The following is a 17,697-nucleotide window of genomic DNA, read 5'->3' on the forward strand; positions in this document are numbered from 1 at the left end:
AGGCTAGGGAGTTTCCAGCCAAACTGACCTGTTTAAGACGCGAACGGGGACGGATTCAGAGGACCGACTCAGCTGCGGGCAATCGTGCCGCCAAGGGCGGCACGGGTGGGCTCAGCCCTCACTCCCCCGGCCACTCCGGCTTCCGCTTCTCATTGAACGCCGCAACCCCCTCCGCCCGGTCCCCCGAGAACGCCACAGCCCGCCACGCCGCGTCCTCCACCTCGAGCCCGGCCCGCAGATCCAGCCCCTGCCCCAACCGCAACGCCCGCTTCGCCGCCCGCAACCCCACCGGCGAGTTCCCGGCGATCCGCGCCGCCAGCGCCAACGCCTCCTCCCGGTCCCGCCCGGCCTCCACCACCTGGTCGACGAGCCCCAACTCCCCCGCCTCCACGGCCTCCACCCGCCGCGCCGAGAAGATCAGCTCAGCGGCCCGGGCTGCCCCCACCCGCCGCGGCAGCAACTGCGTACCGCCACCCCCGGGGATCACGCCCACCGACACCTCCGGCAGCCCCACCACCGCCGTACGGTCCGCCACGATCACATCGCACGCGAGCGCCAGCTCGAACCCGCCCCCCAGCGCGAACCCGTGCACCGCCGCCACCGTCGGCACGGGCAGCTCCAGCACCCCGGTGTACGCCCCCCGCGTCACCGGCCGCTGCCGCAGCAGATCCGCGTCGCTGAACGAGTTCCGCTCCTTAAGGTCGGCCCCGACGCAGAACGCCCGCTCATGCGTCGAGGTCAGCACCACCACCCGTACGTCCCGGTCCTGCCCCAGCGCCGCACAGGCCCCGGCGACGGACCGCGCCATCTCCGTCGACACGGCGTTCATGGCCTTGGGCCGGTCGAGGACGAGCTCCGCGACATGCCCCTGCTCATGCCGCCGCACCAGCACGAACTCCCCGAACCGTTCCTCGCTCATGACACCCTCCGGTTAACGCGGGTTAACAACATCGCCGCTCCGATCATCGCAGCCGCACCCCGGCCGCGAAAGAGCGGACGCGCCCGGTTCCCGCAACCACCACCCGCCCACCCGTTCGGGTGACATCACCCCAACTCGGGCCCGACCGCCCATGGCAGCGCATAACGTGCGTCAGCCATGGCGCACAGGGGGCGCGTGCGCATCGGGAGGGACCATGATGACGACGAACAGACCGGCGAAGCCTCAATGGGACACCGGGGCCGCCACGGCACTCCGCCGACCGGAGCCGGCCGATCCCTACGAGCCGGCCCCGGCGGACCCCGGCCCCTTCGCCCCCCGTGTCCGCGGCCGGCACCGCAAGCCCCGCCCCCGCAAGGTCCTGCTCGCCGCCGGCGGCCTCGCCCTGGCCGCGGGCGCCCTGAGCCTCGTACGCCTGACCTCCGGCCCGGGCGCCGACACCGTCGGCACCGTCGAGGCCGAGCCCCGCCCGGACCCGGTCTCCACCGGCACCGACGACACCACCGACACCGCGGCGACCTTCCCCGCCGCCCCCGAGGCGAGCCCCTCGTCGCCCGCCGCCCTGGGCGGCCTCACCCCGTCTCCGGCCACCCGTGGACCGGCGGCCTCCCGCACCCCGGCGACCACCGCCGACACCCGTGGAACCGACAGGACGCCCCGGGCCGCCGCGCCCAGCGCCCCGACCGTCCCCGGCACCACGAAGGTCCCGGCCCCGGCCCCCACGGGGGACACCCCGCGCCCGGCCCCGACCTCACCGCCGAGCCGGACCGCCCCCGCCCCGGCTCCCGAGCCCGACGAGCCGAAGAATCCGCAGAAGCCGCAGGACCCCGGCCTGTGCGTGCCGGTCGTCGGCCTGTGCGTGGACACGCCGGGCGACCGCGACTGAGCACGGCTCGGCCGCGGTGGGTCACGAAGGGCTCGGCCGCGGTGGGTTGCGAACGGCTCGCGCCGCGGGTTACGACCGCACGTCCCGCCGGTGGGTTACGACCGCACGTCCCGCCGCGTGAGCAGCCACGGCTCGACGACGCCCAGCCCACGCACCGGTCGCTGCCACATCGGCTGCAACCCGAACCGGTACACCGGCGGCTCCTCGCCCTCCTTCTCCGCCGCCGCGGCCTCCTCGGCCGCCTCCGCCTCGGAGGCCGGGGCGTCCTGCGTGCGGATCAGCTCCTCGGCGAAAGCGGTGTCGACCAGGACGGCGTCCTTCGGAGCTATCGAGGTGAGCCGGGAGGCCAGGTTCACGGTCGTACCGAAGACATCACCCATACGGGTGGTCACCGTGCCGAACGCCATGCCGACGCGCAGCTCCGGCATCGTCTCGTCGTGCGCCATGGTCTCGATCAGCCGCAGGGCGATCTCGGCGGCCGTGCCCGCGTCGTCGGCGGCGTAGAGCACCTCGTCGCCGAGGGTCTTGATCAGCCGTCCGCCGTTCGCGGCCACCAGGTCGGCGGCCGTGGTCTCGAAGGCCTCGACCAGCTCGCCGAGCTCCTCCTCCTCCATCCGCCGGGTCAGCCGCGTGAACCCGACCAGGTCCGCGAAGCCGACCGCGAGCCGCCGGTCGACCATCTCCTCGTCGTCGGCGGCCTGCACGACCCGCCCGGCCGAGGCGGCGAGCTGCCGCCGCCAGACGTAGACGAGGAACTCCTCCAGCTCGGGCAGGAGCAGCTCGACGATCGGGTACGTCACCTCGGTGCGCGTCATGCCCGGCTCGGGCGGCTCGGTCAGCCCCTCCAGGAACGAGTCGATCTGCCACTCGGCGAGCCGCGCGGTGGTCTGCCCGGTGGACCGGGCCACCTGGACGGCCATCGCCTCGCTCAGCAGGCCCGCCTCGACGAGACCGGCGAGGCGCCGCAGGGCGAGGACGTCCGCCTCCGTGAGCGCCTTGGCCTGCCCGATGTCGGCGAAGCCCATCGCCCGCCAGAAGCGGGAGGCCAGTTCCATGGAGACGCCGGCGCTGCGGGCCGCCTGGAACGGGGTGTAGCGGCGCTCGGCGCCCAGGATGAGCTGTTCCAGCCGCAGGGCGAGCGGATCCTCGCCGGGGTCGCCCTGCGCGTCCGTGCCGGAACCCGAGTCGTCGACGGTCACGCGTGCTGCCCTTCCGATCTGTCACGGTCATGTATCGACCGGCCTCAACTCTACGGCAGGTGTGCGCCAGCTCACTCCGTTAGGTCTGCCGGGGGGTGAGGTGCCCGGCGTTGACCTGGCACTCGGCGTTGGTGCCACGCCCTCTGGGGGGCTGCCGCCCCCAGACCCCCGCTTCGGCCTGAACGGCCTCGTCCTCAATCGCCGGACGGGCTGAAAACACCTGGCCGGCGCCCAGCCACGGGCCGTTGATCCACTGAGCTGCGGGCAATCGTGCCGCTAAGGGCGGCACCCTTCCCAAAGAAGCGGCACCCCGCTCCGCCGGGCTGCGGACCCACCCGGCCTGAGCTCAAGCAGGCCGCAAGTGAACAATGTCCCCGGCGCCGACAGGCTCCTGCACCCCCTCCCCCGTAGCCAGCACCAACCGCCCGTCCCCGTCCACAGCCACCGCCTCCCCCACAACCGCCCGATCCCCCGGCAACTCCGCCCGCACCACCCGCCCGAGCGTCGCGCACCCCGCCGCATACGCCTCGTGCAAACCACACGCCCCCGCGTCGCCCCCGGCCGCACGCCACTTCCCGTACCACTCCTCCAGAGACCGCAGCACCCCGCGCAGCAGCGGATCCCGGTCCGTGCTCACCGCCCCGGCCAGCCCCAGTGACCCCGCCGTCGGCACGGGCAGCTCGTCGGCCCTGAGCGAGACATTGATCCCGACGCCGATCACGACCCCGTCGTCACCGGCCCGCTCGGCCAGGATCCCCCCGGCCTTGCGCTCCTCTCCCCCCACCGTGACCAGCAGGTCGTTCGGCCACTTCAGAGCCGTGTCGACCCCCGCCGCCCGCGACAACCCCGTCGCCACCGCGACCCCCGTGAGCAGCGGCAGCCACCCCCACCGCGCCACCGGCACCTCGCCCGGCGTGAGCAGCACGGAGAAGAACAGGCCCGACCGGGGAGGGGCGGACCACTGGCGGTCGAGGCGCCCCCGCCCGGCCGTCTGCTCCTCCGCGACGAGCACCGCGCCCTCCGCGGCCCTGCCCTCGGCCGCCCGGGCCACCAGGTCGGAGTTGGTGGAGCCGGTGCGCTGGACCACCTCCACCTCCGACCACAGCCCGCCCTCCCGCACCAGACCCCGGCGCAGGGCGGTGACATTGAGGGGCGGACGGTCCAGGTCCGACCAACGGCTACCGTTCGGCTCTGATGCATCTCGCGGCGTCATGCAAGCCACCCTAGGTGTGGTAAACGCCGCACTGCCGATGCGGAGGCACCCCACTACGCTACGGATGAGTAACCGTCCCCCCTTTTGAGCAGGCAGGGAGCCGCATCCCGATGTCCGAGCCGGAAGAGCAGCAGCAGCCTGACATTCACACGACCGCGGGCAAGCTCGCGGATCTGAAGCGCCGCATCGAGGAAGCGACGCACGCCGGCTCCGCACGCGCCGTCGAGAAGCAGCACGCCAAGGGCAAGCTGACGGCCCGTGAGCGGATCGATCTCCTGCTCGACGAGGGCTCCTTCGTCGAACTGGACGAGTTCGCCCGGCACCGCTCCACCAACTTCGGCCTCGACAAGAACCGGCCGTACGGCGACGGCGTCGTCACCGGCTACGGCACCGTCGACGGCCGCCCCGTCGCCGTGTTCTCGCAGGACTTCACCGTCTTCGGCGGCGCCCTGGGCGAGGTCTACGGGCAGAAGATCGTCAAGGTCATGGACTTCGCCCTGAAGACCGGCTGCCCGGTCATCGGGATCAACGACTCCGGCGGCGCCCGCATCCAGGAGGGTGTGGCCTCCCTGGGCGCCTACGGCGAGATCTTCCGCCGCAACACCCATGCCTCCGGCGTGATTCCGCAGATCAGCCTGGTCGTCGGACCGTGCGCGGGCGGGGCCGTCTACTCCCCGGCCATCACCGACTTCACGGTCATGGTCGACCAGACCTCGCACATGTTCATCACCGGCCCGGACGTCATCAAGACCGTCACCGGCGAGGACGTCGGCTTCGAGGAACTGGGCGGCGCCCGGACCCACAACGCGACCTCCGGGGTCGCCCACCACATGGCGGGCGACGAGAAGGACGCCATCGAGTACGTCAAGCAGCTGCTGTCGTACCTGCCGTCCAACAACCTCTCCGAGCCGCCGGTCTTCCCCGAGGAGGCCGACCTGGAGGTCACCGACGAGGACCGCGAGCTGGACGCGATCGTCCCGGACAGCGCGAACCAGCCGTACGACATGCACACGGTGATCGAGCACGTCCTGGACGACGCCGAGTTCTTCGAGACGCAGCCGCTGTACGCGCCGAACATCGTCACCGGCTTCGGCCGGGTCGAGGGCCGCCCGGTCGGCATCGTCGCCAACCAGCCGATGCAGTTCGCCGGGTGCCTGGACATCAAGGCCAGCGAGAAGGCCGCCCGCTTCGTGCGCACCTGCGACGCCTTCAACGTCCCGGTCATCACCTTCGTCGACGTCCCCGGCTTCCTGCCCGGCGTCGACCAGGAGCACGACGGCATCATCCGCCGCGGCGCCAAGCTGATCTACGCCTACGCCGAGGCGACCGTCCCGCTCATCACCGTCATCACGCGCAAGGCGTTCGGCGGGGCCTACGACGTCATGGGCTCCAAGCACCTGGGCGCCGATCTCAACCTCGCCTGGCCCACCGCCCAGATCGCCGTCATGGGCGCCCAGGGCGCGGTCAACATCCTGCACCGCCGCACCCTCGCCGAGGCCGAGGCCGCCGGGGAGGACCTGGAGGCGGTCCGGGCCCGGCTGATCCAGGAGTACGAGGACGCCCTCCTCAACCCCTACGTCGCGGCCGAGCGCGGCTACATCGACGCCGTGATCATGCCGTCCGAGACCCGCCGCCACGTCGTACGCGGTCTGCGTCAACTGCGGACGAAGCGGGAATCCCTGCCTCCGAAGAAGCACGGCAACATCCCCCTCTAGCCAACAGGAGCCCACATGACGATCAAGGTCGTACGGGGCAACCCGACCCCGGAGGAGCTGGCCGCCGCCCTGGCGGTGGTCAGGGCCCGCGCCGCGGCGGCAGCGGCAACGCCGCCCGGCGCGCCGACCCCTCGCGACTCCTGGTCCGACCCGTCCCGCATCGCGACCCACCGCCTGCCCCAGCCGGGGCCGACGGCATGGGGCCGCACCTACTGGCCGGCCTAGCGCTGTCTTACTCAGGGGCGCGGGGAACCGCGCACTGCGGAAAAACGCGGGGCGCCAATATGAGTACCCCTACTCAGGCGCCCCGCACCGGCCAAGCCGCACGCTGGTGCCATGCTGTGGTCCGACCCCGAGAACGAACCGCCCGAAGATCTGCGTGATACGCAGAACATGCTGCGGCGGCTGAGCGTTCTCCTGGCCCTGGCCATGGTGCTGGCGATGCTCGTGATCGGCGTGAGGTGAGTGGGTCTTGCTCGGGTGACTAACCTGAACGGCATGACTGCTCAGCGCCGCAGGCGACTCGTCCTCGCCTCCCAGTCCCCCGCCCGGCTCGGCCTGCTCCGCCAGGCCGGCCTCGCCCCCGAGGTGATCGTGAGCGGCGTCGACGAGGACGCCGTCACCGCCCCCACCCCCGCCGAGCTGGCCCTCGCCCTCGCCGAGGCGAAGGCCTCCGTCGTGGCGGCCCGGCCCGAGGTCAAGGGCGCGCTCGTGATCGGCTGCGACTCGGTGCTCGACTTCGACGGCCAGGCCCTCGGCAAGCCCGCGGACGCCGAGGAGGCCACCGCCCGCTGGAAGGCGATGCGCGGGCGGGCCGGGACCCTCCAGACGGGCCACTGCATCTACGACACGCTGACCGGCCGCTACGTCTCCGCAACGGCGTCCACCATCGTCCACTTCGGCGACCCCACCGACGAGGAGATCGCCGCCTACGTCGCCTCCGGCGAACCCCTCTACGTCGCCGGGGCGTTCACGCTGGACGGCCGCTCGGCCCCGTTCATCGACGGCATCGACGGCGACCACGGCAACGTGATCGGCATCAGCCTCCCCCTCGTCCGGCGGCTCCTCGCCCAACTGGGCGTCGGGATCACGGAGTTGTGGGAGCCGGCGGAGAAGTGACCGGGGACCCGTCGCCGCCCTTCCCGCCCGCGGGCGCGGCGTCGGCGGGCTCGGCCGGACGGTCGTACGTCATCAGCAGCAGCACGATGAGGCCCAGCACCAGCACCATGAACAGGAACGCGGGCCAGCCGACGAGCCCCCAGGTGAAGGCGCCCAGGATGCCGTGCACGACCGCCGCGCTGATCAGCAGCACGCGCCCGAGGCCCGCCGGGGGCCGGTCCCGCAGCGCCACCAGCAGGGCGACCAGGCCGCACAGCGCGTAGTAGAAGCCGAAGGCGATCCCGCCGATCTTCGACGACACCGACATCATGTGCGGATCGAGCCCGGCCAGGGACATGTCCTGCCGGTCGACGACGACCCCCAGGAACCAGTTGAGCCCCGCGATGCCGAACGCCTCGGCGAACAGCACCACCGCCACGACCCACGCCACCGGCCTGCGTATCACCGGGCCCACCCTCTTCCCTCCGAAGACACCGCGAGGCTACTAACGGGTAAACCGGGGGGCAAGGGTCCGGTGGCGGGCAAAGAATCATTGGGCCATTCGTAGGGACTCCACAAAGAAACGGAGTGGCCCGCAGCACGTGATGACAGAGACCTTGACCACAGGGGACGGCTAGGGTTTCCCGGAGGAGTACTGCGTACCGCGGTGCGACAAGGGATTTCGCGGGTCGAGCGAGCCTCGTATCACGCTCCGTGTGGGCAAGCTCACCACTGGGGACGGGTCGAAGTGTCGTGTCGGCAGTCCCTAAACTCGGCTTGTTTCAAGGAGGGAGCCTCAATCGTGCGCAAGGTGCTCATCGCCAACCGTGGCGAAATCGCTGTCCGCGTGGCCCGGGCCTGCCGGGACGCCGGGATCGCGAGCGTGGCCGTCTACGCCGACCCGGACCGGGACGCTCTGCATGTCCGCGCCGCGGATGAGGCGTTCGCCCTGGGCGGTGACACCCCGGGCACGAGCTACCTCGACATCGAGAAGGTACTGAAGGCGGCGCGCGAGTCGGGGGCGGACGCCGTCCACCCCGGCTACGGCTTCCTCTCCGAGAACGCCGAGTTCGCCCAGGCGGTCCTGGACGCGGGCCTGATCTGGATCGGCCCGCCGCCGCAGGCGATCCGCGACCTGGGCGACAAGGTCGCCGCCCGGCACATCGCGCAGCGCGCCGGCGCCCCGCTGGTGGCGGGCACGCCCGACCCGGTATCCGGCGCGGACGAGGTCGTCGCGTTCGCCGAGGAGCACGGGCTGCCGATCGCGATCAAGGCGGCATTCGGCGGCGGCGGCCGCGGTCTGAAGGTCGCGCGCACGCTGGAAGAGGTGCCGGAGCTGTACGACTCGGCGGTCCGTGAGGCCGTCGCCGCCTTCGGCCGGGGCGAGTGCTTCGTCGAGCGCTACCTGGACAAGCCCCGTCACGTGGAGACGCAGTGCCTGGCCGACCGCCACGGCAACGTGGTCGTGGTCTCCACCCGTGACTGCTCCCTCCAGCGCCGCCACCAGAAGCTGGTCGAGGAGGCGCCCGCGCCCTTCCTGTCCGAGGCGCAGGTCGCCGAGCTGTACCGCGCGTCGAAGGCGATCCTGAAGGAGGCCGGCTACGTCGGCGCCGGCACGGTCGAGTTCCTCGTCGGCCTCGACGGCACGATCTCCTTCCTGGAGGTCAACACCCGTCTGCAGGTGGAGCACCCGGTCACCGAGGAGGTCGCCGGTATCGACCTGGTGCGGGAGATGTTCCGCATCGCCGACGGCGAGGAGCTGGGCTACGGCGACCCGGAGCTGCGCGGCCACTCCTTCGAGTTCCGCATCAACGGCGAGGACCCGGGCCGCAACTTCCTGCCCGCGCCCGGCACGGTCACGACGTTCGCCCCGCCGTCCGGCCCGGGCGTGCGGCTGGACGCGGGCGTGGAGTCCGGCTCGGTCATCGGCCCGGCGTGGGACTCGCTGCTGGCGAAGCTGATCGTCACCGGCCGCACGCGCAAGGAGGCCCTCCAGCGGGCCGCCCGGGCCCTGGAGGAGTTCCAGGTCGAGGGCATGGCCACGGCGATCCCGTTCCACCGCGCGGCGGTGAAGGACCCGGCGTTCGCCCCTGAGGTGCACGGCCAGGAGGGTCCGTTCACGGTCCACACCCGCTGGATCGAGACGGAGTTCGTCAACGAGATCAAGCCGTTCGCCGCGCCGGCCGCCGCCGAGGCGGACGAGGAGCCGGGTCGCGAGACGGTCGTCGTCGAGGTCGGCGGCAAGCGCCTGGAAGTCTCCCTGCCGTCCTCCCTCGGCATGTCCCTGGCCCGTACGGGCCTCGCGGCGGGAGCCAAGCCCAAGCGCCGCGCGGCGAAGAAGTCCGGCCCCGTCGCCTCCGGCGACACCCTCGCCTCCCCGATGCAGGGCACCATCGTCAAGATCGCGGTCGAGGAGGGCCAGGAGGTCAAGGAAGGCGACCTGGTCGTCGTCCTGGAGGCCATGAAGATGGAACAGCCCCTCAACGCCCACAAGTCCGGCACGATCAAGGGCCTGAGCGCGGAGATCGGCGCGTCGGTGACGTCGGGCGCGGCAATCTGCGAGATCAAGGACTGAGGCTCGACGGACGAACGCCTACGGCGCGGCCCCGGGTCGGGGCCGCGCCGAGTCCGCTCAGCTGCGGGCAATCGTGCCGCTAAGGGCGGCACGGGTGGGCGCAGCGGCACCCCGCACCGCCGGGCAGCGGACCCACCCGGCCCCGGCACCGACGCCGAGCACCTGGCAACCCGCAGCGACTCAACCCCGTCGGCAGTCGACAACCGTCGGTGGTCAAACAACCGTCGGCAGTCAACGCCGCCGCAGATCCGCCACCCGCGCCCGCTCCGCCCCAGGACTCTGCTCCCCCAGCATCGTGGCGGACCGCAACCCACCCCCGGCCCCGGGCACCTGACGCCGAGGCCCGGGCAACGGCACATCCCGGCGCTGCTGGCGCGCCGGGACGGAGTCACCCCCCGGGCCCCCCACCCCCGCCGAAGAACCCCCCGGCCCCCCGGCCACGGCGATCTGCACACCCTGGTCGGCAAGCGCCTGAAGCTCCGTGGCCGCACGGTCGTCGTGCGCGGGCGGCTCGTCCGTCACGAGGCGCGTGATGAGATCCGTCGGCACGGTCTGGAACATCGTGTCCGTCCCGAGCTTGGTGTGGTCCGCGAGGACCACCACCTCCGAGGCCGCCTGCACCAACGCCCGGTCGACCGAAGCCGACAGCATGTTGGACGTGGACAGCCCCCGCTCGGCGGTCAGCCCGCTCCCGGAGAGGAAGGCCCGCGACACCCGCAGCCCGTGCAGGGACTGCTCGGCACCGCTACCGACGAGGGCGTAGTTCGAACCGCGGAGCGTACCGCCGGTCATCACGACCTCGACCCGGTTGGCGTGGGCCAGAGCCTGCGCCACCAGCAACGAGTTGGTGACGACGGTCAGCCCGGGCACCCGGGCGAGCCGGCGCGCCAGCTCCTGGGTCGTCGTACCCGCCCCGACCACGATCGCCTCTCCCTCTTCCACGAGATTCGCGGCGAGGTCGGCGATGGCGGTCTTCTCGGCGGTCGCGAGATGAGACTTCTGCGGAAAGCCGGACTCCCGCGTGAAACCGCCCGGCAGTACCGCACCGCCGTGCCGGCGGTCGAGGAGTCCTTCTGCCTCCAGCGCGCGCACGTCCCGCCGTACGGTCACTTCGGAGGTCTGGACGACGCGGGCGAGCTCACGGAGCGACACGGCCCCGTTCGCTCGCACCATTTCGAGGATCAATTGGCGACGTTCTGCAGCGAACACGAAACTGACAGTAACGCCAGCGACCGTCTGCTTTCAGCAGTTTGCGCTGAATAGCAGAAGATGTTCGCACGGAGCAGCGGGAAGTGGTATAGGGCCTAGTCCGGCCGCCTATGCCGTACGAATGGTCGAACACTACCCGTGACCAGCGAGGAGTCGGATTCGGCCTCAGCCGTCGCCGTTCATCTTGCGGGTGTGCAACTGCCGTGCCACCTCCGCGATCGAGCCCGACAGGGAGGGGTAGACGGTGAAGGCGTTCGCGATCTGTTCGACTGTCAGATTGTTGTCGACCGCGATCGAGATGGGGTGGATCAGTTCCGAGGCACGCGGCGCCACGACCACGCCGCCGACCACGATGCCCGTCCCCGGCCGGCAGAAGATCTTGACGAAGCCGTCGCGGATGCCCTGCATCTTGGCGCGCGGGTTGCGCAGCAGCGGCAGCTTCACGACCCGGGCGTCGATCTTCCCGGCGTCGACGTCGGCCTGGGTGTAGCCGACGGTGGCGATCTCCGGGTCGGTGAAGACGTTCGACGAGACGGTCTTCAGGTTCAGCGGGGCCACGGCATCGCCCAGGAAGTGGTACATGGCGATACGTCCCTGCATGGCGGCCACGGACGCCAGCGCGAAGACACCGGTCACGTCACCGGCCGCGTACACGCCCGGAGCGGTCGTGCGCGACACCTTGTCGGTCCAGATGTGACCGGACTCGCGCAGCCGGACCCCGGCCTCCTCCAGCCCCATGCCCGAGCTGTTCGGAACGGCACCGACGGCCATGAGGCAGTGGGACCCGGTGATGACCCGCCCGTCGGAGAGGGTCACCTCGACCCGGTCCCCGACCCGCTTGGCGGACTGCGCCCGGGTACGCCCCATGACGTTCATTCCGCGCCGCCGGAAGACCTCCTCCAGCACGGCGGCCGCGTCCGGGTCCTCACCGGGCAGCACCCGGTCCCGCGACGACACGAGCGTCACCTTCGACCCCAGCGCCTGATAGGCACCGGCGAACTCGGCACCGGTCACACCCGACCCGACCACGATCAGCTCCTCGGGGAGCTCGTCGAGGTCGTAGACCTGGGTCCAGTTCAGGATCCGCTCGCCGTCGGGCTGGGCGTCGGGCAGCTCGCGGGGATGCCCACCGGTGGCGATGAGCACGGCATCCGCCGTCAGAGTCTCTTCACTCCCGTCGGCGGCGCGCACCACGACCTTGCGCGACCCGTCGAGCGCCTGCATGCCCTCCAGCCGCCCGCGCCCGCGCATGACACGCGCCCCGGCACGCGTCACGGAGGCCGTGATGTCGTGCGACTGGGCGAGCGCGAGCCGCTTCACACGCCGGTTGACCTTCCCCAGGTCGACCCCGACCACCCGGGCGCTCTGCTCCAGGGGCGGGGTGTCGTCGGCGACGATGATGCCCAGCTCCTCGTACGAGGAGTCGAAGGTGGTCATCACCTCGGCCGTGGCGATCAGGGTCTTCGACGGCACGCAGTCGGTGAGCACCGACGCCCCGCCCAGACCGTCGCAGTCGACGACGGTCACCTCCGCACCGAGTTGCGCGGCCACCAGCGCCGCTTCGTATCCGCCGGGTCCGCCACCGATGATCACGATCCGAGTCACGTACTCCATTGTCCCGCACGCCTCAACATGCCACCGCCCCGGGGCCCGCCCCCGACGCGGCTCCGTTACGACAGTGACGCCCGGGCCGCCTGCCGTACCCTCTCCCCATGTCGCTCTACGCCGCGTACGCCGGCAACCTCGACGCGCGGCTGATGTCCCGCCGCGCCCCGCACTCGCCGCTGCGCGCCACCGGCTGGCTGAACGGGTGGCGACTGACCTTCGGCGGGGAGCACCTGGGCTGGGAGGGCGCACTGCCGACGATCGTGGAGGACCCGCTGTCCCAGGTCTTCGTCGCGCTGTACGACATCGCCCCCATGGACGAGGAGTCGCTGGACCGCTGGGAGGGCGTGGGCCTCGACATCTACCGCCGGACACGCGTGCGGGTCCACACCCTGGACGGTGAAGAGAACGGCTGGGCCTTCACCCTGAACGCGTACGAGGGCGGCCTGCCCTCCGCCCGCAACCTGGGCGAGATCGCCGACGCGGCCGAGTCGGCCGGCGCTCCGCACGACTACGTGATGGAACTCCGCAAACGCCCCTGCTGACGCCCTCTTCGTCGGAAACGACAAGACAACGATCGCCACCCCGTGAGCTCCGCCATCTACGCGCGTAGGCCATCACCGGCTACCCTCGTCGGCGTGAACGCATCTCTTCTTCCGGACGACATCCAGGGCGACCCCCACGCGGCCGCCGACGCCGCCGCGGCCCGCCTGCGCGAACTCACCGGCGCCGAGACCCACGACGTCGCCCTCGTGATGGGCTCCGGCTGGGCCCCGGCCGTGGACGCCCTCGGCGCCCCCGAGGCAGAGCTCCAGGTCACCGAGCTGCCCGGCTTCCCGCCGCCGGCAGTCGAGGGCCACGGAGGCAAGATCCGCTCGTACCGGATCGGCGACAAGCGCGCCCTCGTCTTCCTCGGCCGCACGCACTACTACGAGGGCCGCGGCGTGGCCGCCGTCGCCCACGGTGTCCGCACGGCCGTGTCAGCCGGCTGCAAGACGATCGTCCTCACCAACGGCTGCGGCGGCCTGCGCGAGGGCATGCGCCCCGGCCAGCCGGTCCTGATCAGCGACCACATCAACCTCACCGCCACCTCCCCCATCATCGGCGCCAACTTCGTCGACCTCACCGACCTCTACTCCCCGCGCCTGCGCGCCCTGTGCAAGGAGGTCGACCCGACGCTGGAGGAGGGCGTCTACGCCCAGTTCCCCGGCCCGCACTACGAGACGCCGGCCGAGATCCGCATGGCCCGTGTCATCGGCGCGGACCTGGTGGGCATGTCGACGGTCCTGGAGGCGATCGCCGCGCGCGAGGCGGGCGCGGAGGTTCTGGGCATCTCCCTGGTGACGAACCTGGCCGCGGGCATGACCGGGGAGCCCCTCAACCACGAAGAGGTCCTCCAGGCGGGCCGCGATTCGGCGACGCGCATGGGTTCCCTGCTGGCTCAGGTCCTGGACCGCCTGTAAGCAACCCGGCGGAGCGGGGTGCCGCTGCGCCCACCCGTGCCGCCCTTAGCGGCACGATTGCCCGCAGCTAGGTGCACCTGCACCCGCGTACGGCGAGAAGGGGACGTGTCGGGGGGTGTCCGCCCGCAGCGGTTGGCGCGTCAACGGACGGTTAGTCGGTACGCAACCCCATCGCGCCGTTCCGAGGACGGACACCCCCCGGCGCGGCCCCGACCCACCACCCGGCGTCAGGCGCTACGCGCACCCCCCACCACACCCGCGCAGGCCGCCGCAGGCACCCGCACACACCACAACGGAGAGGCTGACACCACACCGTGCACGACGAACTCATCGCACAGGCCCAGGCGTGGCTCACCGAGGACCCCGACCCGGACACCCGCACCGAGCTCGCCCGCCTCATCGACGCCCAGGACCACGCCGAACTCGCCGCCCGCTTCTCCGGCACCCTCCAGTTCGGCACCGCCGGCCTCCGCGGCGAACTCGGCGCCGGCCCCATGCGCATGAACCGCTCGGTCGTCATCCGCGCCGCCGCCGGCCTCGCCGCGTACCTCAAGAAGCAGGGCCACGAGAACGGCCTCGTCGTCATCGGCTACGACGCCCGCCACAAGTCAGACGACTTCGCCCAGGACACCGCCGCCGTCATGACCGGCGCCGGCCTCCGCGCGGCCGTGCTCCCCCGCCCCCTCCCGACCCCCGTCCTCGCCTTCGCGATAAGGCACCTCGGCGCGGTCGCGGGCGTGGAGGTCACCGCCAGCCACAACCCGCCCCGCGACAACGGCTACAAGGTCTACCTCGGCGACGGCTCCCAGATCGTCCCCCCGGCGGACGTCGACATCGCGCAGGAGATCGCCGCCGTCCCGTCCCTCACCACGGTCCGGCGCCCCACCGAAGGCTGGGACACCCTGGACGACAGCGTCCTCGACGCCTACCTCGCCCGCACGGACGCCGTCCTGTCCAAGGACTCCCCGCGCACCGCCCGCACGGTGTACACGGCGATGCACGGCGTCGGCAAGGACGTCCTCCTCGCCGCCTTCGCCCGCGCCGGCTTCCCGGAACCGGCCCTGGTCACGGAGCAGGCAGACCCCGACCCGGAGTTTCCGACCGTCGCGTTCCCCAACCCGGAGGAGCCCGGCGCGATGGACCTGGCGTTCGCCAAGGCCCGCGAGACCGCCCCGGATCTGATCATCGCCAACGACCCGGACGCGGACCGCTGCGCCGTTGCCGTACAGGACGGCACCGACTGGCGCATGCTCCGCGGTGACGAGGTCGGCGCCCTCCTCGCCGCCCACCTGGTCCGCCGCGGCGCGACCGGCGCCTTCGCGGAGTCGATCGTCTCCTCCTCCCTGCTCGGCCGTATCGCCGAGAAGGCGGGGCTCCCGCACGTCGAGACGCTCACCGGCTTCAAGTGGATCGCCCGCGTGGAGGGCCTGCGCTACGGCTACGAGGAAGCCCTCGGCTACTGCGTGGACCCCGACGGCGTACGCGACAAGGACGGCATCACGGCAGCGCTCCTGATCACGGAACTGGCCTCGCAGCTGAAGGAGGAGGGCCGCACCCTCCTCGACCTGCTCGACGACCTGGCGGTGGAACACGGCCTGCACGCCACGGACCAGCTCTCGGTGCGCGTCCAGGATCTCTCCCTCATCGCCGCCGCGATGCGCCGCCTGCGCGAGCAGCCCCCGACCGAACTGGCCGGCCTGCCCATCACCCGCACCGACGACCTCACCCAGGGCACGGACGACCTCCCGCCCACGGACGGCCTGCGCTACACGCTCGACGGCGCCCGGGTGATCGTCCGCCCGAGCGGCACGGAGCCGAAGCTCAAGTGCTACCTGGAGGTCGTGATCCCGGTCCCGTCACACACCGACCTCCCCGAGGCCCGCGCGAAGGCGACGGCCCTCCTGGAGTCGATCAAGCGCGACCTGTCGACGGCGGCGGGCATCTGAGACGACAGGGGAACCCTTCCGGGCGGCCTCGGACCGCCACCGCTTCCCAGAGCCGCCCGGAAGGGACCCCCGTCACCCCACCAGAACCAGAATCAGCACCAGCACCGCCCCGGCCACCGCCGGCCCCATCACCTCGTAGGCCCACCGCACGGTCACCTCACCCTGCGCCGACTCCGCCTCGCGCCGCGCCTCGTGCAGCCCGCGCAGCTCGTCCATGATCCGATCGGTCTCCGCCCGCACGGGCCCGTCGGACGAAGGCCCTCCGCCGAGGCCCAGCCCCGCGCCCATCCCGAGCGCATGACCACGCCCCTCGTCCCGCCCCCGCCCCATCTCCCGCCGCGCCTGCGCGGTCGCCCGCATCTCACGCCGCGCCGCCTTCTTGCGGGCGCGCAGCGAGACGGGCACGGCCCACAGCTGGTACTTCGCGCCGGACTCGGTGACGACCTCGTTCGAGTAGGCGGACTTCAGCGAGGCGATCCGCCCCCAGGGCACGACGACGACGCGGAAGGGGTTGCGGACCCGCAGCCGGTCGTCGCCCGCATACACGGCCGGCCGCAGCGTGAAGGCGACGACCAGCGGCACGACGAGCAGCATCACGGCGAGCGCCAGCCACGGCGTGCGCCCCTCGCCCGACACCACGGCGTCGATGCCGAGCCACCCGGTGATGGCGAGCAGCAGCACACCCCCGGCGATGGCCGGAACCGACCGGTACACCCGGTCCTCGGTCCCGGGCTCCGAGGGCTGCGGCGCTGGCGACTGGGACTCGGGGCTCGTCATGCCTCGATTCTGCCGGACCCGCCCGGCCCCGGGCTCCGGGGGTGCCCCGCCCTGGACATTCGGAGGGCTGTACAGCCGCTACGCGCGTAGATATGCTCGTCTGGTGACCATGCCCAGTACTGCACTCACCGCAGCTCACCCCCTCAAGGACGTCACCGCGTCCGACAGCGCGCTGCGCCGCTTCCTCCACGGGCTCCCGGGCGTCGACGCGGTCGGACTCGAGGGGCGTGCGGCCTCCCTCGGCACCCGTTCGATCAAGACGACGGCGAAGGCGTACGCCATCGACCTCGCCATCTCGATGGTCGACCTGACGACGCTGGAAGGCGCGGACACCCCGGGCAAGGTCCGGGCGCTCGGCGCGAAGGCGGTCAAGCCCGACCCGACCGACCGCACGACGCCCAGTACGGCCGCGGTCTGCGTCTACCCCGACATGGTGGCCGTGGCCAAGGAGGCCGTCGCCGGCTCCGACGTCAAGGTCGCCTCGGTCGCCACGGCCTTCCCGGCCGGCCGCGCCGCGCTCGACGTCAAGCTCGCCGACGTGCGCGACGCCGTCGCCGCCGGTGCCGACGAGATCGACATGGTCATCGACCGGGGGGCGTTCCTCTCGGGTCGATACTTGAAGGTGTACGACGAGATCACCGCCGTGAAGGAGGCCTGCGGGACCTCCGCACGCCTGAAGGTCATCTTCGAGACGGGCGAGCTCTCGACGTACGACAACATCCGCCGCGCGAGCTGGCTCGGCATGCTGGCGGGCGCGGACTTCATCAAGACGTCCACCGGAAAGGTCGCCGTCAACGCGACCCCGGCGAACACGCTCCTCATGCTGGAGGCGGTACGTGACTTCCGTGCGCAGACCGGCATCCAGGTCGGTGTGAAGCCGGCCGGCGGTATCCGCTCCTCCAAGGACGCCATCAAGTTCCTCGTCCTGGTCAACGAGACGGCGGGCGAGGACTGGCTGGACAACCACTGGTTCCGCTTCGGCGCCTCCTCGCTGCTGAACGACCTGCTGATGCAGCGCCAGAAGCTGGCCACCGGCCGCTACTCCGGTCCCGACTACGTGACGGTGGACTGATC

General features: G+C 71.9%; 17 protein-coding genes. 10 read left to right on the top strand and 7 right to left on the bottom strand.

Features of this window, described 5'->3' with window-relative positions; genetic code table 11:
* Positions 1-118: 118 nt before the first annotated feature.
* Positions 119-919 carry an enoyl-CoA hydratase/isomerase family protein gene (locus tag IE255_RS08985; RefSeq protein ID WP_190049653.1) on the bottom strand — a complete coding sequence of 267 codons (801 nt, stop codon included), beginning with the start codon at positions 917-919 and terminating at the stop codon, positions 119-121.
* Positions 920-1,136: 217 nt separating this feature from the next.
* Between IE255_RS08985 and IE255_RS08990 the strand changes: the two genes are divergently transcribed.
* A complete protein-coding gene (locus IE255_RS08990) occupies positions 1,137-1,823 on the top strand; it encodes a hypothetical protein (protein ID WP_229906330.1) in 687 nt (228 codons plus the stop codon).
* A gap of 95 nt (positions 1,824-1,918) precedes the next feature.
* On the opposite strand, the gene IE255_RS08995 is transcribed toward IE255_RS08990, so the two are convergent.
* Complete coding sequence (locus tag IE255_RS08995) at positions 1,919-3,022, bottom strand: adenylate/guanylate cyclase domain-containing protein (RefSeq protein WP_190049654.1); 1,104 nt, start codon at positions 3,020-3,022, stop codon at positions 1,919-1,921.
* Between the two features lie 346 nt (positions 3,023-3,368).
* On the bottom strand, positions 3,369-4,235 hold the full coding sequence (locus IE255_RS09000; RefSeq protein ID WP_190049655.1) for a biotin--[acetyl-CoA-carboxylase] ligase: 867 nt from the start codon (positions 4,233-4,235) through the stop codon (positions 3,369-3,371).
* A gap of 110 nt (positions 4,236-4,345) precedes the next feature.
* Here IE255_RS09000 and IE255_RS09005 point away from each other — a divergent pair, with 110 nt between their 5' ends.
* From IE255_RS09005 to IE255_RS09015, 4 genes are all read left to right on the top strand, one after another.
* A complete protein-coding gene (locus tag IE255_RS09005) occupies positions 4,346-5,950 on the top strand; it encodes an acyl-CoA carboxylase subunit beta (protein ID WP_190049656.1) in 1,605 nt (534 codons plus the stop codon).
* A gap of 15 nt (positions 5,951-5,965) precedes the next feature.
* Complete coding sequence (locus tag IE255_RS09010; protein WP_114254953.1) at positions 5,966-6,175, top strand: acyl-CoA carboxylase epsilon subunit; 210 nt, start codon at positions 5,966-5,968, stop codon at positions 6,173-6,175.
* A 111-nt stretch (positions 6,176-6,286) separates the two neighbouring features.
* Positions 6,287-6,415 carry a morphogenic membrane protein MmpB gene (mmpB, locus tag IE255_RS39885; RefSeq protein WP_267974148.1) on the top strand — a complete coding sequence of 43 codons (129 nt, stop codon included), beginning with the start codon at positions 6,287-6,289 and terminating at the stop codon, positions 6,413-6,415.
* 33 nt (positions 6,416-6,448) lie between these two features.
* Entirely contained in the window at positions 6,449-7,069 is a 621-nt protein-coding gene (locus IE255_RS09015; RefSeq protein WP_190049657.1) for a Maf family protein, read from the top strand.
* Here the strand turns inward: IE255_RS09015 and IE255_RS09020 are convergent.
* On the bottom strand, positions 7,038-7,514 hold the full coding sequence (locus IE255_RS09020; RefSeq protein ID WP_190049658.1) for a hypothetical protein: 477 nt from the start codon (positions 7,512-7,514) through the stop codon (positions 7,038-7,040). The genes IE255_RS09015 and IE255_RS09020 overlap by 32 nt on opposite strands.
* A gap of 336 nt (positions 7,515-7,850) precedes the next feature.
* Here IE255_RS09020 and IE255_RS09025 point away from each other — a divergent pair, with 336 nt between their 5' ends.
* A complete protein-coding gene (locus IE255_RS09025; RefSeq protein ID WP_190049659.1) occupies positions 7,851-9,623 on the top strand; it encodes an acetyl/propionyl/methylcrotonyl-CoA carboxylase subunit alpha in 1,773 nt (590 codons plus the stop codon).
* A 231-nt stretch (positions 9,624-9,854) separates the two neighbouring features.
* Here IE255_RS09025 and IE255_RS09030 read toward each other — a convergent pair whose 3' ends face one another.
* Together IE255_RS09030 and IE255_RS09035 are read right to left on the bottom strand one after the other, a co-directional pair.
* Entirely contained in the window at positions 9,855-10,832 is a 978-nt protein-coding gene (locus IE255_RS09030) for a DeoR/GlpR family DNA-binding transcription regulator (protein WP_190049660.1), read from the bottom strand.
* A gap of 165 nt (positions 10,833-10,997) precedes the next feature.
* Positions 10,998-12,446: an NAD(P)H-quinone dehydrogenase gene (locus tag IE255_RS09035; RefSeq protein ID WP_190049661.1), complete on the bottom strand. Its 1,449-nt coding sequence runs from the start codon at positions 12,444-12,446 to the stop codon at positions 10,998-11,000.
* 98 nt (positions 12,447-12,544) lie between these two features.
* Between IE255_RS09035 and IE255_RS09040 the strand changes: the two genes are divergently transcribed.
* From IE255_RS09040 to IE255_RS09050, 3 genes are all read left to right on the top strand, one after another.
* Positions 12,545-12,982 (top strand): gamma-glutamylcyclotransferase family protein, encoded by a 438-nt coding sequence (locus tag IE255_RS09040; RefSeq protein ID WP_190049662.1) that lies wholly within the window; start codon positions 12,545-12,547, stop codon positions 12,980-12,982.
* A gap of 93 nt (positions 12,983-13,075) precedes the next feature.
* Positions 13,076-13,900, top strand: a complete 825-nt coding sequence (locus tag IE255_RS09045; protein ID WP_190049663.1) for a purine-nucleoside phosphorylase — start codon at positions 13,076-13,078, stop codon at positions 13,898-13,900.
* Between the two features lie 314 nt (positions 13,901-14,214).
* On the top strand, positions 14,215-15,846 hold the full coding sequence (locus IE255_RS09050; protein ID WP_190049664.1) for a phospho-sugar mutase: 1,632 nt from the start codon (positions 14,215-14,217) through the stop codon (positions 15,844-15,846).
* A gap of 72 nt (positions 15,847-15,918) precedes the next feature.
* On the opposite strand, the gene IE255_RS09055 is transcribed toward IE255_RS09050, so the two are convergent.
* Positions 15,919-16,623, bottom strand: coding sequence for a PH domain-containing protein (locus IE255_RS09055; RefSeq protein WP_190049665.1), 705 nt, complete (start codon positions 16,621-16,623; stop codon positions 15,919-15,921).
* A 109-nt stretch (positions 16,624-16,732) separates the two neighbouring features.
* On the opposite strand from IE255_RS09055, the gene deoC reads away from it, so the two are divergent.
* The gene (deoC, locus tag IE255_RS09060) at positions 16,733-17,695 is read left to right on the top strand and encodes a deoxyribose-phosphate aldolase (protein ID WP_190049666.1); all 963 of its coding nucleotides are present in this window, start codon (positions 16,733-16,735) and stop codon (positions 17,693-17,695) included.
* The last annotated feature ends 2 nt before the right edge of the window (positions 17,696-17,697 follow it).

It is taken from the genome of Streptomyces lomondensis (assembly GCF_014651035.1).
Classification (GTDB): Bacteria; Actinomycetota; Actinomycetes; order Streptomycetales; family Streptomycetaceae; genus Streptomyces; species Streptomyces lomondensis.

Bases quoted from the DNA above. Each gene is read 5' to 3' on its own strand.
- IE255_RS08985 (WP_190049653.1), bottom strand. From the start codon at position 919: ATGAGCGAGGAACGGTTCGGGGAGTTCGTGCTGGTGCGGCGGCATGAG.
- IE255_RS08990 (WP_229906330.1), top strand. From the start codon at position 1,137: ATGACGACGAACAGACCGGCGAAGCCTCAATGGGACACCGGGGCCGCC.
- IE255_RS09000 (WP_190049655.1), bottom strand. From the start codon at position 4,235: ATGACGCCGCGAGATGCATCAGAGCCGAACGGTAGCCGTTGGTCGGAC.
- IE255_RS09005 (WP_190049656.1), top strand. From the start codon at position 4,346: ATGTCCGAGCCGGAAGAGCAGCAGCAGCCTGACATTCACACGACCGCG.
- IE255_RS09010 (WP_114254953.1), top strand. From the start codon at position 5,966: ATGACGATCAAGGTCGTACGGGGCAACCCGACCCCGGAGGAGCTGGCC.
- mmpB (WP_267974148.1), top strand. From the start codon at position 6,287: ATGCTGTGGTCCGACCCCGAGAACGAACCGCCCGAAGATCTGCGTGAT.
- IE255_RS09015 (WP_190049657.1), top strand. From the start codon at position 6,449: ATGACTGCTCAGCGCCGCAGGCGACTCGTCCTCGCCTCCCAGTCCCCC.
- IE255_RS09035 (WP_190049661.1), bottom strand. From the start codon at position 12,446: ATGGAGTACGTGACTCGGATCGTGATCATCGGTGGCGGACCCGGCGGA.
- IE255_RS09040 (WP_190049662.1), top strand. From the start codon at position 12,545: ATGTCGCTCTACGCCGCGTACGCCGGCAACCTCGACGCGCGGCTGATG.
- IE255_RS09055 (WP_190049665.1), bottom strand. From the start codon at position 16,623: ATGACGAGCCCCGAGTCCCAGTCGCCAGCGCCGCAGCCCTCGGAGCCC.
- deoC (WP_190049666.1), top strand. From the start codon at position 16,733: ATGCCCAGTACTGCACTCACCGCAGCTCACCCCCTCAAGGACGTCACC.